Annotated in this window: 16 protein-coding genes; 4 read left to right on the top strand and 12 right to left on the bottom strand. The window is 50.7% G+C overall.

Going from position 1 to position 15,031, the window contains the following annotated elements; translation table 11 throughout:
• The first annotated feature begins 86 nt into the window (after window positions 1-86).
• From WB237_RS15110 to WB237_RS15125, 4 genes are all read left to right on the top strand, one after another.
• Window positions 87-1,013 carry an ABC transporter ATP-binding protein gene (locus WB237_RS15110; RefSeq protein ID WP_028016717.1) on the top strand — a complete coding sequence of 309 codons (927 nt, stop codon included), beginning with the start codon at window positions 87-89 and terminating at the stop codon, window positions 1,011-1,013.
• Complete coding sequence (locus WB237_RS15115) at window positions 1,010-1,780, top strand: ABC transporter permease (RefSeq protein WP_028016718.1); 771 nt, start codon at window positions 1,010-1,012, stop codon at window positions 1,778-1,780. Before WB237_RS15110 ends, WB237_RS15115 begins: the two co-directional genes overlap by 4 nt.
• Before the next feature lie 105 nt (window positions 1,781-1,885).
• A complete protein-coding gene (locus tag WB237_RS15120) occupies window positions 1,886-2,326 on the top strand; it encodes a PTS sugar transporter subunit IIA (RefSeq protein ID WP_336214258.1) in 441 nt (146 codons plus the stop codon).
• A 64-nt stretch (window positions 2,327-2,390) separates the two neighbouring features.
• Entirely contained in the window at window positions 2,391-3,638 is a 1,248-nt protein-coding gene (locus WB237_RS15125; protein WP_336214260.1) for a polysaccharide deacetylase family protein, read from the top strand.
• Between the two features lie 5 nt (window positions 3,639-3,643).
• Here the strand turns inward: WB237_RS15125 and WB237_RS15130 are convergent, their stop codons facing one another.
• The 12 genes from WB237_RS15130 to pcnB all read right to left on the bottom strand — a co-directional run bounded on the left by WB237_RS15130 (window position 3,644) and on the right by pcnB (window position 14,991).
• Window positions 3,644-4,729, bottom strand: a complete 1,086-nt coding sequence (locus tag WB237_RS15130; RefSeq protein ID WP_336214262.1) for a fimbrial protein — start codon at window positions 4,727-4,729, stop codon at window positions 3,644-3,646.
• 16 nt (window positions 4,730-4,745) lie between these two features.
• Window positions 4,746-5,363 (bottom strand): fimbrial-like protein, encoded by a 618-nt coding sequence (locus WB237_RS15135; RefSeq protein WP_336214264.1) that lies wholly within the window; start codon window positions 5,361-5,363, stop codon window positions 4,746-4,748.
• 28 nt (window positions 5,364-5,391) lie between these two features.
• Window positions 5,392-5,943, bottom strand: a complete 552-nt coding sequence (locus WB237_RS15140) for a fimbrial protein (RefSeq protein WP_028018328.1) — start codon at window positions 5,941-5,943, stop codon at window positions 5,392-5,394.
• A gap of 25 nt (window positions 5,944-5,968) precedes the next feature.
• Entirely contained in the window at window positions 5,969-6,550 is a 582-nt protein-coding gene (locus WB237_RS15145) for a fimbrial protein (RefSeq protein WP_336214267.1), read from the bottom strand.
• A 27-nt stretch (window positions 6,551-6,577) separates the two neighbouring features.
• Window positions 6,578-9,166, bottom strand: coding sequence for an outer membrane usher protein (locus WB237_RS15150; protein ID WP_336214269.1), 2,589 nt, complete (start codon window positions 9,164-9,166; stop codon window positions 6,578-6,580).
• Between the two features lie 62 nt (window positions 9,167-9,228).
• Entirely contained in the window at window positions 9,229-9,972 is a 744-nt protein-coding gene (locus WB237_RS15155) for a fimbrial chaperone (protein ID WP_442892513.1), read from the bottom strand.
• Window positions 9,973-10,046: 74 nt separating this feature from the next.
• On the bottom strand, window positions 10,047-10,637 hold the full coding sequence (locus tag WB237_RS15160; RefSeq protein WP_336214271.1) for a fimbrial protein: 591 nt from the start codon (window positions 10,635-10,637) through the stop codon (window positions 10,047-10,049).
• 289 nt (window positions 10,638-10,926) lie between these two features.
• Entirely contained in the window at window positions 10,927-11,307 is a 381-nt protein-coding gene (gene panD / locus WB237_RS15165; RefSeq protein ID WP_006810068.1) for an aspartate 1-decarboxylase, read from the bottom strand.
• A gap of 33 nt (window positions 11,308-11,340) precedes the next feature.
• Entirely contained in the window at window positions 11,341-12,192 is an 852-nt protein-coding gene (gene panC, locus WB237_RS15170) for a pantoate--beta-alanine ligase (protein WP_028018323.1), read from the bottom strand.
• 11 nt (window positions 12,193-12,203) lie between these two features.
• Window positions 12,204-12,995, bottom strand: a complete 792-nt coding sequence (gene panB, locus WB237_RS15175) for a 3-methyl-2-oxobutanoate hydroxymethyltransferase (protein ID WP_336214276.1) — start codon at window positions 12,993-12,995, stop codon at window positions 12,204-12,206.
• Window positions 12,996-13,117: 122 nt separating this feature from the next.
• Entirely contained in the window at window positions 13,118-13,597 is a 480-nt protein-coding gene (gene folK / locus WB237_RS15180) for a 2-amino-4-hydroxy-6-hydroxymethyldihydropteridine diphosphokinase (protein ID WP_336214278.1), read from the bottom strand.
• Window positions 13,594-14,991: a polynucleotide adenylyltransferase PcnB gene (pcnB, locus tag WB237_RS15185; RefSeq protein ID WP_336214368.1), complete on the bottom strand. Its 1,398-nt coding sequence runs from the start codon at window positions 14,989-14,991 to the stop codon at window positions 13,594-13,596. Before pcnB ends, folK begins: the two co-directional genes overlap by 4 nt.
• Window positions 14,992-15,031: the final 40 nt, after the last annotated feature.

The raw sequence follows: 15,031 nt of genomic DNA on the forward strand, positions 1-15,031 counted from the left end.
AAGTAATTGCGTTGCGCTACTATAGGGTAACCCGACTTTTAATGAAACCACACAACGTGTGTAAGAACTGAAGGTAAGTTAAATTCATGGCTATTGCACTGGAGCTTGAGCAGCTTAAAAAAACCTATCCGGGTGGCGTTCAGGCGCTACGCGGGATAGATCTAAAAGTAGAAGCAGGTGATTTCTATGCGCTTCTGGGGCCGAATGGTGCGGGGAAATCCACCACGATCGGTATTATCAGTTCGCTGGTCAATAAAACCTCTGGCCGGGTCAGTGTCTTTGGTTACGACCTGCAAAAAGATGTGGTGAACGCCAAGCGCCAACTGGGGTTAGTACCGCAGGAGTTCAACTTCAACCCGTTTGAGACGGTGCAACAAATTGTTGTTAACCAGGCCGGTTATTACGGCGTTGAGCGTAAAGAGGCGCTTGAGCGTAGCGAAAAGTATCTCAAACAGCTCGATCTGTGGGAAAAACGTAACGAACGTGCGCGGATGTTATCCGGTGGGATGAAGCGCCGTTTGATGATTGCCCGTGCGCTGATGCATGAACCAAAACTGCTGATCCTCGACGAACCCACTGCCGGTGTGGACATCGAACTTCGCCGTTCCATGTGGGGGTTCCTGAAAGATCTTAACGACAAAGGCACCACCATTATTCTGACAACCCATTACCTCGAAGAGGCCGAAATGCTCTGCCGCAATATCGGTATCATTCAGAATGGTGAACTGGTGGAAAACACCTCGATGAAAGATCTGCTCTCTAAGCTGAAATCAGAAACCTTTATCCTCGACCTGGCGGCGAAAAGCCCGCTGCCAAAACTGGAAGGGTATCAGTATCGTCTGGTGGATACCTCGACGCTGGAAGTGGAAGTGCTGCGTGAGCAGGGGATTAACAGTGTGTTCTCTCAGCTAAGCGCGCAGGGTGTTCAGGTCTTAAGCATGCGTAACAAAGCGAACCGACTGGAAGAGCTGTTTGTCTCTCTGGTGCAGGATAAACAAGGAGACAAGGCATGACGCATCTTTACTGGGTCGCGCTGAAAAGTATCTGGGCGAAAGAGATTAACCGCTTTATGCGCATCTGGGTGCAAACCCTGGTGCCGCCGGTGATCACCATGACGCTCTATTTCATCATCTTCGGCAACCTGATTGGCTCCCGGATTGGTGAGATGCACGGTTTTACCTATATGCAGTTTATCGTGCCGGGTCTGATCATGATGGCGGTGATCACCAACGCCTATGCCAACGTGGCGTCGTCATTCTTTAGCGCCAAGTTCCAGCGTAATATTGAAGAGCTGCTGGTCGCGCCTGTGCCAACGCACGTCATTATCGCCGGTTATGTCGGTGGCGGCGTGGCGCGTGGCCTCTGCGTGGGGATTCTGGTCACGGCGATCTCGCTGTTCTTTGTGCCGTTCCAGGTGCATTCATGGCTGTTTGTCGCGCTGACGTTATTGCTGACGGCAATCCTCTTCTCGTTGGCTGGCCTGCTGAACGCTGTGTTCGCCAAAACGTTCGACGACATCAGCCTGATCCCGACCTTTGTGCTGACGCCACTGACTTATCTGGGTGGGGTGTTCTACTCCCTGACGCTGCTGCCTCCGTTCTGGCAGGCACTGTCGCACCTGAACCCGATTGTGTACATGATCAGCGGCTTCCGCTTTGGTTTCCTTGGCATTACCGATGTGCCGCTGTTTACCACGGTGGCGGTGCTGGTGGTGTTTATCCTCTTCTTCTATCTGCTGTGCTGGTATCTGATCCAGCGCGGGCGCGGTCTGCGCAGCTAACCTTCTGCCCGGCGACATTCTGGTTGCCGGGTATTTTTCTTTGACAGTTATCACCGAAAGCGAACCTTCACTCCGCTAAACTACTTGCCTGCTAAGGAGAGGTTTATGCTGGGATGGGTGATTACCTGCCATGATGAGCAGGCGCAGAATATGCTGGATAAGCTTGAAGCCAGATTTGGCCCACTGGTGCAATGCCGGGCGGTAAATTACTGGCGTGGGTTGAGCACCAACATGCTTAGCCGCATGATGTGCGACGCTCTGCATGAAACCGACACCGGCGATGGCGTGATTTTTTTGACCGATAAATCGGGCGCGGCGCCTTACCGCGCAGCCGCATTGCTGAGCCATAAGCATGATTGCTGTGAGGTGATCTCGGGCATCAGCCTTCCATTACTGAAAATGATGTATCCGCAGCGTGAAACGTTAACCAGTGCCGGATTCCGTGACGCTATTGTTGTGCAGGGCGCGCCGGAAGTCAGCAGCTTGTGGCATCAGCAGCAAAAAAATCCACCTTTCGTCCTGCTTCATGACCTGTATAAGAATTAAACGTTGGTATTGATGTCGCTTTTGCTACAATGGCATAAGTATTTCCGCTTCGAATAAGACCCTCATGTTCACGCGTATTGTTTTCCTGTTATTGATGTTCGTGTCTGGCATTTCTTCTGCCAGTTTACTCAGTCAGCAAAGCCTGCCTGCTCAATATATGCAAACCACCGAAGATGCGGCGATCTGGGCGCAGGTGGGGAACAGCGTCATTAATGTTGGCAATGTACGCGCGGGGCAAATCCTGGCCGTCGTGCCTGCGGCGGCGGATTACTATGAATTTCGCTTCGGTTTTGGCACGGGTTTTATCGACAAAGGGCACCTTGAGCCGGTTCAGGGGAAACAGCGCGTTGAGGACAGCCTTGGCGATCTGAATAAACCGCTGAGCAATCAGAACCTCATTACCTGGAAAGACACGCCGATCTATAACGCGCCCTCCAGCGGTAGCGCACCGTTCGGGACGTTAAGCGCCAATCTTCGCTACCCTATACTGAACAAGCTTAAAGACCGTCTGAACCAGACCTGGTTCCAGATCCGCATCGGCAACCGTCTGGCATGGGTCAGCAGCCTGGATGCACAGGAAGACAACGGTATTCCTGTTATTACCTACCACCATATTTTGCGTGATGAAGAGAACACTCGTTTTCGTCATACCTCCACAACCACCAGCGTGCGCGCCTTTAACAACCAGATGACCTGGCTTCGCGACCAGGGTTATACCACCCTGACCATGTACCAGCTGGAAGGGTATGTGCGCAATAAGATGAACCTGCCTGCGAAGGCGGTAGTGATCACCTTCGATGACGGACTGAAGTCAGTTAACCGCTACGCTTACCCAATTCTGAAAGAGTATGGATTTAAGGCGACGGCGTTTATTATTTCGTCACGCATCAAGCGGCATCCGCAAAAATGGGCACCAAAATCCCTGCAGTTTATGAGTGTGTCGGAGCTGGAGCAGATGCATGACGTGTTCGACTATCAGTCTCACACGCATTTTCTGCACCGCGTTGACGTCAACCATCAACCCATTTTACTGAGCCGCAGCTACCACAATATTTTGTTTGATTTTAAGCGCTCACGACGGGATCTGGCGCAGTTTAATCCGCATGTGCTGTATCTCTCATATCCGTTTGGGGGATACGACGAGAAAGCGATAAAAGCGGCGAACGATGCCGGGTTCCACCTGGCGGTGACGACGGTAAGGGGAAAGGTGAAACCGGGAGATAATCCGTTCTTACTGAAACGCCTGTACATCTTAAGAACGGATTCGCTGGAGACGATGTCGCGGCTGATCAGTAATCAGCCGCAGGGATAATGCACTTATTCGTAAGTAATACTGAAGGTGGCCGCCGTCTGGAAATCGCCCGAGTTTACCGCACTACCATCCGGTACTACTTGTGCCGAATAGTTGTAGTTGGTGTTAGCCCCCCATTGATCACGAATATCGCTAACGCTGACTGAACCATCAGGCATCATCTGAACGTTATGATCGGTATTCATGATCTTCACGGCGACGCCTGATGCACTCCCGGCACTTTTAGCGAGTAGACCCGTAACCGAAGACGGATATCCGCTGACCATTTTGACCGTCAGCCTTGACGCGTAACAACTCTGCGTACTAAAGCTAAAAGGCACTGCTTGTGTACTGTTTTTCTTAATATCACTGACAAAATAGTCGCCCAGGTTGACGATGTTCGAACCATTCTGCAACTGTATTGAGCAGGTCAAGTCGGGAATGCGAAAGTTCAGCGTGCTGTCCGTCATCGCAAAAGTAATGACAGGTTGTCCTGAAGGTCCAATCCTGAACTGACCAATGGTTCCGGCTAAAGAGTGGCCCGTTGAAATGCCTTTTTCAGGTTTAAAATCAGGGGTCCTGAAATAAGTTATAAGTAATAACCAGTTAGAATCCGCTCCTTCCCAGGTAAACCCCCCCTGGGAAGGGAATATATTTTCGTTACCCCCTCCGGCAGGGTATTCTAGCTGCAGGGTATCGTGGTTCGAACCACAGTTATCCGCCGTGCTGCACCATAATGTCGCGCTATAGACAATCCCTGGTACGCTTGTTTTAAAAAGTGCCTGGCCACCAGGTCCTGTATATTTTGTATCAAGCAGACTGCTGTCAGTGATCACATGAACGGAGTTATCCCAGGGGGATGCACTTTTACATCCAATAGGATTACTACCGCGAAAAATAATATTATAATCGTACGTTCCACCATCTGCCTCTTCTACAAAGTCAATATAACCATCAATGATCCCCATATGCAGATCCGGATTAGCAGTATCGTTTGGAACGGTATAAATACCGGCAGAACCGGAGTTGATATAACAGCTCTGATCCGCCAGAGCTGGCTTTATTATAATCAGCGATAGTAACCCTACTAGCGAGAATATTATTTTCTTCATTACATTTCCTTGTAATTTATTCATACATGACGTTAACCAGAACATTGCTGGTAATTCTTCCCGCGGTAATTGGCCCCGTGTTCTGATAACGAGCATAGAAATCGTAATCCGTCAGATAAGCAAAGTTTTTTTGCTGCGAGGTGACATCGTAAATCACATCAGAACTGCCATCTGGTTTTAAAACGTTCTGATGAAAGGTGTCTGAAAAAATGACAAGACCGACATTTTTGGCACCGTCACCTTCCAGCTCTTTATCGTTAGCAAATACCTGCTTATTGCCCACTGCCAGAGATCCCGATTGTGGTGTAAAGCTAAAATGTAATTTGCTTGCCGCACCACTAGCTATATCATCACAATCAGTCACTTGTACAGAAAACCGCGTTCCGCCTGCATCCTGGGCTGCATTGTATTTATTACTGCCATCGGTATTGAAAAACCAGCTGCGGGCAACCACCGGCAACTGAACCTGGCCGCCGTTCGAGACGTTAATTTTACAGGTATTGGCAACAATATTGGCCCTGATATTAACGTCCATCCATGCCCCATCCGCATGGGATGAGGCTGGGATCAGCAAACCTGAAATAACGGCCAGCAGCAGCCTGTATTTTTTTATAAATAACGGTGTATTTCGCATCGTCAAGCTACCGCCTGTTCTTTATGACTTATTGATAGGTAACCAGAAACGTAACAGGTGAAGTAACCGACCCTGTAGTGACATCAGCAACGGTCTTACCGTCAGCAACCACAACGCGTGAACTCAAATTATACGTTGCTGTACCTGACGAAATAGTCACGGTTTCGGTTTGTGGTGATTTACAGCTCAGTTGGGTACCTGTCGCTGAATCCCCATTCCACAATTCAAATGCCGTATTGTTATTTGCACCAAAATTCAGACTGGAGGCGGAGGAACAACTGCCACCTGCGCCAGTGGTTGCTCTGATGGCTGCTGATGACACACCAGCACAACCGGTGAAGGCAATTTTGAATGCCTCTTCACGGGTTTTATTGGCCAGATCGGATTTGAAGACATCACCGAAATTGATCTGGGATGTTGGTGCGCCAGAGGCATTCTGCACTTGAGCGCTACAGGTCCCCGCTTCAATGGTGGTGTTGAAAGTTGCTGAAACACTGCTCGTCCCGGTAATGGTTGCAGACGCGGTTGCGGATACTAATCCCAGAACAGAGAGGGCAAAGATCGTAGGTTTAAATTCCATTATAGTTTCTCCGTTTTCTGTCTGGTTATTCGTAATAGAAGTTAAAAGTGGCGACGGCGCTAAACGTACCTGTCGTTGCACTGCCTGCCTGGGTTTCTACCAGTTTGGCGGTTAAAGGTACTTCTTGTGTCGAGATTTCACCCTGGGACCAGACGATACGTTTACTGTCATCTGTCGAGTTGATCTCGAAAGGCGCTGTTGGCAATGAACTACGTGCGATTGACACCCCAACATAGCTGGCGCCGCCAGAAGCCGCGGTAACGCCGTTAGCAATGGCTGTCTTCATTAGATTTGACACTGAACCGCTTACGGTTGTTTTCAGTGACGTGAGGCTGGATGGACACTCTGTCAGCACTAGTTTGAAATCGGTTGTTGCTGTACCTGCTGAAATCGTGTCAATACGGGTTTTCCCGCTAGTTCCAAGCGTAATGGTGTTGTTTTTACCATCACCTGTTCCGCCACTGATGGCCATATCACAGGTGGTTTCCCGGATGTTGGCCGTGAAGGTAACGTCGAGATTATCCGCAGCCTGGGCATAGCCACAGGTAACGGACAAGAGCGTTGCTGCATACATGCAGCGAACAAAATGATTCAAAGTGAACTTCATGAGTAAAAACTCCCTGTTATAAATGAATTACATCCGGCACAGTTGATGGGTTAGAAGAGTGGTCAAACCCGCCTTCTGTGCATTGGGTTGAATCTGATATTGAACGTGACAGGTGCTTTGTTGCCCGTTACCCCAGACAACCCTGAGCGTGCCTTTATCTTCAATACCGCGAACATAGGCTTGCCCGGCCTGACCCACACTGCCAACGATCTCGCCCTTTTCGTTCAGCACGTCGGCACCGAGAGGAATAAAGCCTTTGTCAGAACGCTGGAGTTCAAGTACTGCCGAACGACCTTCGTTGGTTTCGAAATTCACCAGCACTACCGCACCGCTACGCGGTACAGCAACCGTACTGGTATTTTTCACTTCAACGTCGGCACTCATGGTGCTGGTGTCGAGGCCGATACGGTTTTCGCGGTAGGCGGAAAGATAAGGCATGATGGCGTAGCCGGAATTGCCGATTTCACCGTCACCGTTATTCAGACGTGCCCCTTTTGCTCCACTGGCTTTAATCAGTGCCAGCGAGTCGGTATCACTGATGCTGCCTGGTGCCAGCGTGATCCCGCCGGAATGCAGCAGCATCCCGCCGCTATAACTGGCAGAATATTGTTGCTGATTGTCATCGTTAGCAGAGGCCGACATACTCAGCGGGCCGTATGGGCTGTTATAACTGCCATAGCCGCTGATCTGATTGAGCGTATTATCATCCGTTCGGTTATTACTGGTCGTCACGCTGTAGTTGAAACGGTTGTCCTCGGTATTGCCGCTCGCAGTGGTATTGAGGCTCGTGCTTCCGTTGAAATCAGAGTTCAGACCCACGTTAACGCTGTTGAAACCAGCAGGGTGATTACCCGTACCAAACAGCGCATCGAATGGCAGGCTGACGTTGAGGTAAACGCTGTCTTCCTGTTCACCAAATTCATCATAAGTACGCTGCAAGGAGACGCTGTAACTGCCATAGGTAAAGGCGTTGCTATAACCCACGGTATAGTTAGAGCTTGAACGGCTGCCATCCCAGTAATCCTGCCAGCTACCGTTGACGTACATCGAACCATAATCCACTTTGCCAGTGCGTAGTGGCTGGCTAATGTTGACCTGAATTTGGTTTTTCATACGCTGGAAGGTGCTATACACATCCTCGCTATTACTGCCGGGTTTCAGTTCCTGATCGCGATACTTCACGCGATCGGCCAGTGAGGCCGCATCGTGCAAGCTGAGGTAGTCTTCCGTGGAGAAGCGGTAGGCTGCCACGTTTAATGACGTATCCGTTGCCGAGAGCATCTTACTGAAGGAGAGTCGATAACTCTGGCCTGTCAGCGTACGAAGCCCGTCGATATCTGCGCTGGAGTGGGTAACATCCAGTGCAAATGCACCGATCTCAGTGTTCATGGCAAGACCTGCGAGGCCTGCGTAAAAACCGGTGTCCATATATTGCAGGCCGGTATACCCGGTGAAGGTATTGTTCAGCCCGTAATAGAGGGTGGCATAAGCCACTTTTGGTGAGTCATGCAATGAATCGTCATGCAACTCGCCGGCACCAACATCCCAACGTGCGAAGCCGGGACGTAACATTTGAGTCACGGATGAATACGGGACCGAGAAAGAGCGCTTGCTGCCATCGGCTTCCTCGATAGTCACCAGCAGGTCGTTACCGTAGCCCGTGGTGCTGAGATCGGAAATCTCAAATGCACCCGGTGGCACGGTTGTTTCATAAATCTTGTTCCCGCTTTGCGTGACAGAGACACGGGCGTTGCTGTTAGCAACACCACGGATGACAGGTGCATAGCTGGAAAGCCCGTTCGGCAGCATGCGATCGTCATTATAAAGACGTAAACCGCGCAGGCCGATCGAGTCAAATGCGTCACCACGCGTATAAGAGTCGCCAATCAACATCTGAGCTTTAAGCGGCGTGATATCTCTCTGCAGATAAATATCCTGGTTTGAGTAATCGCTGCCGTTTTTTTCATTCCAGTTCAGACTCCCGCGCGAACGGAAACGCCACGGGCCTAAATTGGCACCGTAACGTAAGCCTGCATAGGCGCTGTCACTGTTGCTGCCCGTACCTTCACTGTGCCAGGCGTTGAGGTCGTAGGACGCCATTGCGACAGGAATACCTTCTTCCCAGAGTGAAGGGTCGACATATCCCCGAGGAAGTTTAAGCACATACAGCTGAGGAACAGTTAGATCCAGTTCTTGTGTTGAAGTATTAAAGTTGACCGTCGCACCAGGGAACGCTTTCGTGATATCAATACACGTTGCCGCATCGCTAGAATCTGTTTTTTCGAGCGATTCAGTATTAATACCGACTTGTCTCAGCGTTGTTAATGTCATACACGGCGTAGCACGCGGTGTGCCGTTATCTTTAAACTCGACTTCGGTAGTTATTTTTGCTTGGCCATTAACATTTATTTTGGTCTGGTATTTCCCCGGTAAAATAGGGTTACCTTGCGAAAAACGACCCACGTCGATTTTATTGCCCGTGTTAAATAAAAACTGGTCGTTAAACTCGACATCATCCGCAGCGGAATTGACAGTGGATTGAATATCATCCGCGATAGCATTCAGAGGTATTGCCGCACTAATAGAAAGGCACAGAAATGAACGTCGAAAAAACATTATTATCCCGATCCGTGTGTTGCCGATAACGTATTCGGCATAGCCATTTAATATGATTATTATTAGTTAAGCGCTGCTTCTTGTTCTTGCATTCCACCAAAGTCATTAATAGATGCATAATTAACTTTGCCGTTGCTAATGCCAGTCAGCCCTTTCACTTTCATTGTTTCGCTGGAGAACGGTTTCACAGAACTACTCTCCACTTCATATTTTTTGCCATTAACGGTCAGAGAAGCAGAGGCAATGGAAACGTTGTATGCAGAATCATTCTTCGCAACCAGCACAACATCGTTAGCAACTTTTTTCTGCGACCAGATCAGGTGCTTTGCAGATTCATCGGGTGAACCTTTGAGTCCTGTTGGGCGGAAAAAGAGTTTGATACGCGTGCGGAAAGCCAGTTGCAGCATATTCTGATCGCCACTGTTTTTGGCTTTGGGCGGTACTTCCAGCACGTTAAACCAGAACAGTGATTCACGGTCTTTGGGTAATGACTGGCCGAGTGAGGTAATACGGATAGACTGGCCTTTTTGCGCTTCTACGCGAGTTACCGGCGGTGTAATGACAAACGGTAATTTAAGCTCCTGAGGGTCGGTCGTGTCGCGGCCATCATCCAGCCATGACTGAACGAGTAAAGGGTGTGAGCCTCTGTTTTCCAGATTCACCACAACATCTTTTGCTTTTTCAGGATAAATAATACGGGTTCCGGAGATAACAATATCAGCGTGGGCATGACATGCCATTATGCTGGTCAGCACAAAAGAGAGTGCTTTCATTCCTTTGATCATTTTTGCATTAAGCTGTCGCATATCCACTCCAGGATAATTGAGATAAACAAGCGCCCACGGCTAAGCGGGCGCATTATTAAATAAATAATCGACGATTATTCGTAGCTCATGGTGAAGTAAGCGTTAGCAGAGACTTTACCCGCAGTGACTGGGTTAGTGTCTTTCACCCATGCAGAACCTGGAACGTAAGCCACACGGTAGTACAGTTTGCCGGAGCCATTGGTCACTGGTGCAACCTGTGTGTTATTAGCAGGCTGGCCAACCATAATACGATCGGTATTGCTGGTGGAGTTGTTATACATCGCCAGGCTTACGTTGGTTGCTGCACCTGCAACGTTAGAGTCTGGATCAACGGTACCATTAGCCACGGAACCCATGTTTTTAGACATGAAGTTTGCGGAAGCCTTAGATACAGTTCCTGGGCAGTTTGTCAGCAGCAGTTCGAAGTTTTTCGCGCCAACACCTTTATCGATAGTGGTGCTTTCAACGTCGGATTTTTTAACGACTGGCAGTGCGATAGTGATGTTGTTAGTACCTTCACCATTGTTGGTGGTAATAGTACAGGTGGTATCGGTAACTGCGCCGTCAAATGTGATCAGGCCAAGATCGGTAGCAGCGAAAGATGAAGAGGAACCCAGCGCCAGAACTACGGTAGCAGCTGCCATGCTAATTTTTTTCAGTGACATAACAATATCCATGTAAAAGATTAAAAAGCCAAACATTGTTTTTGGCGGGAGGATAATAGAGTGCACACTAAAAAAAGTAATTTTAAATTTACTTAAAATGGGCTTTAGCTATTCTGTTTTTTCAAATAAACCAGTTGGTTAATAGTGGTATTGTGAAAAGATTAAATAAAATCTTAAAAAAATGGGAAGGACTGGCGGAGTATTTCTTTTTGAAGAATAATATTTCTTGGTGATAATTATATCTGCCGGCCCGAATTATTTATCTGGCGATATAATTCGGGCCTTTTTATCAGGCAACCTGAACAGGAATTGCCTTTGCGGTGCGTTTCATGTCGTTGTCGCCTTCGAAGTAAGCTACTTTCGGCTGCCAGCGGCGCGCTTCTTCGTCGGACATCATGACGAAGCTGGCGATGATTACGATGTCACCCACGTCAGCGCAGTGTGCTGCCGCGCCGTTGACGGAGATGATTTTTGAGCCGCGCTCGGCGGCAATCGCGTAGGTAGAGAAGCGTTTGCCGTTGTTCACGTTCCAGATATCAATCGCTTCATTTTCAAGGATGCCAGCCGCGTCCAGAAAATCCTGGTCGATTGCGCAGGAGCCTTCATAGTGCAGGTCGGCCTGGGTGACTTTCACACGGTGAAGCTTACCTTGCAGCATTTTGCGAATCATTACGTTTACCTTTAATCGTCCGGGTAGAGAAAACTACGCCAGCTCAACCACTTTATTGTCAATAAGGCGGGCCTGGCCGAGCCATGCCGCCACCAGGATCACCGCACGTTTGCTGGTCTCTGCAAGCTCCAGCAGCGTATCGGCATCGCGAATTTGAACGTCGTCAGCGCGGAAACCTTTTTCGTTCAGCGCTTGTTCGGCCAGGGCGATAATCTCTTCTGCACTTAATTCTTTAGCCAGAAGTTGCTCAGCCATGGTATTCATGACCTTGCTTAAGCCCGGCGCGATTTTGCGCTGATCGGCCGTCAGATAGCCGTTACGGGAGCTGAGCGCCAGCCCGTCTTTGGCACGCACAATCGGCACGCCGACGATCTCGATATCGTAACCCATATCGGCAACCATCTTGCGGATCAATGCCAGTTGCTGGAAATCCTTCTCGCCGAAGCAAGCAACGTCTGGCTGCACCAGATTGAACAGTTTGCTGACGATGGTGGACACACCGCGGAAATGACCCGGACGGCTCGCGCCTTCCAGCATGGTGGAAATGCCCGGAACGTCAACGTAAGTTGCTTCGTCGGTACCCTGAGGGTAGACATCGGCGGGAGCTGGGGAGAAGACAATATCCGCATGGCGTTTTTTGAGCTTCTCGCAATCTTCCTGCAGGGTGCGCGGGTAGCGAGCCAGGTCGTCGGCGCGGTCAAACTGCATTGGGTTAACGAAGATACTGACCACCACGATGTCTGCCCGGGCTCTCGCCTCATCGACCAGCTTCATATGGCCGTCATGCAGGTTGCCCATGGTCGGGACCAGTGCGATGCGTTTACCTTCCTGACGTGCACGACGAATGTGCTGGCGCAGCAGCGGCAGGGTTTCAATGATTAGCACAACGAGACTCCTTAATGGAAACTGTGTTCTTCGCCCGGGTAAACGCCGGACTCAACCTCGGCAATATACTGCCTGACTGCAGCGCGCATGTCGCCCGCTTCCGTGAGGAAATTTTTGGCAAATTTCGGGATATGTCCGCCGGTAATGCCAAAAGCGTCGTGCATCACCAGGATCTGGCCATCCGTCACATTACCTGCGCCAATACCAATCACCGGAATCGACAGCGCGTCAGTGATGCGTTTTGCCAGTTCAACCGGAACGCACTCGAGCACCAGCAGTTGTGCACCTGCGGCTTCCAGGGAGAGGGCATCATCGAACAGCGTTTGTGCGGCATCGCCACGGCCCTGCACTTTATAACCGCCAAAGATATTCACGGATTGTGGCGTCAGGCCTAAATGACCGCACACCGGCACGGCGCGCTCGGTGAGCATTTTCACCGTATCAACGAGCCAGGCGCCACCTTCGATTTTGACCATGTTGGCCCCGGCACGCATCACGACTGCTGCATTTTCAAAGGCTTGCTCTGGCGTGGCGTAGGCCATAAACGGCAGGTCGGAAAGCAGCAGGCAGGCTGGCGCACCACGGCGCACGGCACGGGTATGGTAAGCAATATCCTCAACCGTAACCGGCAGGGTGGAATCATGTCCTTGTACCGTCATCCCTAACGAATCTCCGACCAACATGACGTTGATACCCTCTTCGGCAAAGAGTTTGGCGAAGCTATAGTCATACGCGGTGATGGTGGCGAAGCGTTTTTTTTCCTGTTTGCATTTCTGCAATAAGGAGATGGTGGTTGGTTTCATACTGTTTCCTGATAGCCCAAAAGCGAATCTTTGCGCATTTTAACAGTAACATTCGGGGGAACAATGATTTTAGCTAACCGATTAACGGCAAATATTTCAGGGTTAATCGGTAACTTGCAGGATCACCAGCGAGCGGGTCTTTCCGCGTTGAGAGTGTCCAGAACGGCCTTCAACGAGATACCATCCGGAAAGGTGAGATCGGGGGCGACTTCAAACAGCGGCCAGAGCATAAAACCCCGGTTTTTCATGTCGTAGTGCGGAACAGTGAGGCGGTCAGTGTTTATGATCTCATGACCAAACAACATAATATCGAGATCGAGAGTGCGAGGTCCCCAGCGTTCGGCTTTGCGTACGCGACCCTGTTGCAGTTCGATGCGCTGAGTATTATCCAGCAGCGTTTCGGCATCCAGAGAGGTCTCCAGCACTACGGCGGCATTGAGATAATCTGGCTGATCCTGCGGCCCCAGCGGTGGGGTGCGGTAAAACGAAGAGACGGCCACGATCCGGCTTTGCGGAATTTCGCCCAGCGCCTGTACGGCAGCGTTAACCTGCTCCAGCGGAGAGGCTAAATTGCTGCCGATGGCGATATACGCGAGGGTCATGAAGCACCTTCACGACGCGGCGCGCGTTTGCGCGGACGACGATGACGGCGACGTGGTTCCGGCTCTTCATCCAGCCCGGTGAGCATATCTTTCTGTTCAGGTGGGGCGGAAACCTGGAACTCGGCCCACCACTGCGCCAGACGCTGCAGCTCCTGATTCCTTTCAATTTCAGCACGCAGTGACAGCAGATCGAATGCCGCGCGGAACTTAGGATGCTCCATCAACTTCCAGGCACGTTTGCCCTGACGACGGGACATACGCAACTGAAGCTGCCAGATATCACGCACCAGCGTGGTAATACGTTTCGGGATCGCCAGCGTACGGCACCCTTCGTCCAGCACGTCGTTCGCGGCCAGTGCGAAGGCATCGTAATAGGCGAGACCGCTCTCCTGAGTGATTCGCTGAGCCGTTTCCAGCAGTGGATACCAGAACATCGCCGCAAACAGAAACGCCGGATTCACACGCATATCGTTGCGAATACGGGTATCGGTATTTTTCAGCACCTGCGCAATCATGCGCTCCATCGGGCTGTCACTGCTTTCGGTGAAGTAGCGGGTAATGGTCGGGAACAGCGGCTGGAACAGGTTGTATTCGCGCAGCAGATTATAAGTTTCAAAGCCGTGGCCGGCCTGCAGCAGTTTCAGGGCTTCCTCAAACAGACGGGCAGGGGGCACGTCGTTGATCAGCGTCGCCAGACGCGGAATCGGCTCTGCCGTTTCCGGGCTGATGCGCATATTCAGCTTGGCGGCGAAACGCACGGCGCGCAGCATACGCACGGGATCTTCACGATAGCGCGTTTCCGGTGTGCCAATCAGACGAATCAGACCTTCTTTCAGGTCCTGCATACCGCCGACGTAATCACGCACGGTGAAATCCGCCACGCTGTAGTAAAGGCTATTGATTGTGAAGTCACGACGCTGGGCATCTTCCTCGATAGAACCGAAGATATTATCGCGCAGCAGCATACCGTTCTGGCCGCGCTGCGACGTGGTGCGATCCGAAGCGCCCGCTTCGTGGTGGCCGCGGAAGGTCGCCACTTCGATGATCTCCGGTCCAAACATCACGTGAGCCAGACGGAAACGGCGGCCAACAAGACGGCAGTTACGGAATAATTTACGCACCTGCTCAGGCGTGGCGCTGGTCGTCACGTCGAAATCTTTTGGCTTTTTGCCCAGCAGTAAATCACGCACTCCACCGCCCACGAGATAGGCCTCGTAGCCCGCTTTATTCAGACGATAGAGCACCTTGAGGGCATTTTCACTGATATCTTTGCGGGAAATATTGTGCTGCTCACGCGGGATAACCGACATGTGTGGCTGTGCAATAGCATCATTCGCCATGCTCTCTTCGCGGCTTAGCACTTTACGGCAAAAATTAGCGACTCGGGTAAAAATGGTACACCTCGTAGTGTGTTTTGTTATGAAAAAAGCGGCT

This window comes from Enterobacter sp. P82, from assembly GCF_037053385.1.
Taxonomy (GTDB): Bacteria; Pseudomonadota; Gammaproteobacteria; order Enterobacterales; family Enterobacteriaceae; genus Enterobacter.

What these genes read in the sequence shown, in the direction of transcription:
- WB237_RS15110 (WP_028016717.1), top strand. Translation starts at nt 87, where the DNA reads ATGGCTATTGCACTGGAGCTTGAGCAGCTTAAAAAAACCTATCCGGGT.
- WB237_RS15115 (WP_028016718.1), top strand. Translation starts at nt 1,010, where the DNA reads ATGACGCATCTTTACTGGGTCGCGCTGAAAAGTATCTGGGCGAAAGAG.
- WB237_RS15120 (WP_336214258.1), top strand. Translation starts at nt 1,886, where the DNA reads ATGCTGGGATGGGTGATTACCTGCCATGATGAGCAGGCGCAGAATATG.
- WB237_RS15125 (WP_336214260.1), top strand. Translation starts at nt 2,391, where the DNA reads ATGTTCACGCGTATTGTTTTCCTGTTATTGATGTTCGTGTCTGGCATT.
- WB237_RS15130 (WP_336214262.1), bottom strand. Translation starts at nt 4,729, where the DNA reads ATGAAGAAAATAATATTCTCGCTAGTAGGGTTACTATCGCTGATTATA.
- WB237_RS15135 (WP_336214264.1), bottom strand. Translation starts at nt 5,363, where the DNA reads ATGCGAAATACACCGTTATTTATAAAAAAATACAGGCTGCTGCTGGCC.
- WB237_RS15140 (WP_028018328.1), bottom strand. Translation starts at nt 5,943, where the DNA reads ATGGAATTTAAACCTACGATCTTTGCCCTCTCTGTTCTGGGATTAGTA.
- WB237_RS15145 (WP_336214267.1), bottom strand. Translation starts at nt 6,550, where the DNA reads ATGAAGTTCACTTTGAATCATTTTGTTCGCTGCATGTATGCAGCAACG.
- WB237_RS15150 (WP_336214269.1), bottom strand. Translation starts at nt 9,166, where the DNA reads ATGTTTTTTCGACGTTCATTTCTGTGCCTTTCTATTAGTGCGGCAATA.
- WB237_RS15155 (WP_442892513.1), bottom strand. Translation starts at nt 9,972, where the DNA reads ATGCGACAGCTTAATGCAAAAATGATCAAAGGAATGAAAGCACTCTCT.
- WB237_RS15160 (WP_336214271.1), bottom strand. Translation starts at nt 10,637, where the DNA reads ATGTCACTGAAAAAAATTAGCATGGCAGCTGCTACCGTAGTTCTGGCG.
- panD (WP_006810068.1), bottom strand. Translation starts at nt 11,307, where the DNA reads ATGATTCGCAAAATGCTGCAAGGTAAGCTTCACCGTGTGAAAGTCACC.
- panB (WP_336214276.1), bottom strand. Translation starts at nt 12,995, where the DNA reads ATGAAACCAACCACCATCTCCTTATTGCAGAAATGCAAACAGGAAAAA.
- folK (WP_336214278.1), bottom strand. Translation starts at nt 13,597, where the DNA reads ATGACCCTCGCGTATATCGCCATCGGCAGCAATTTAGCCTCTCCGCTG.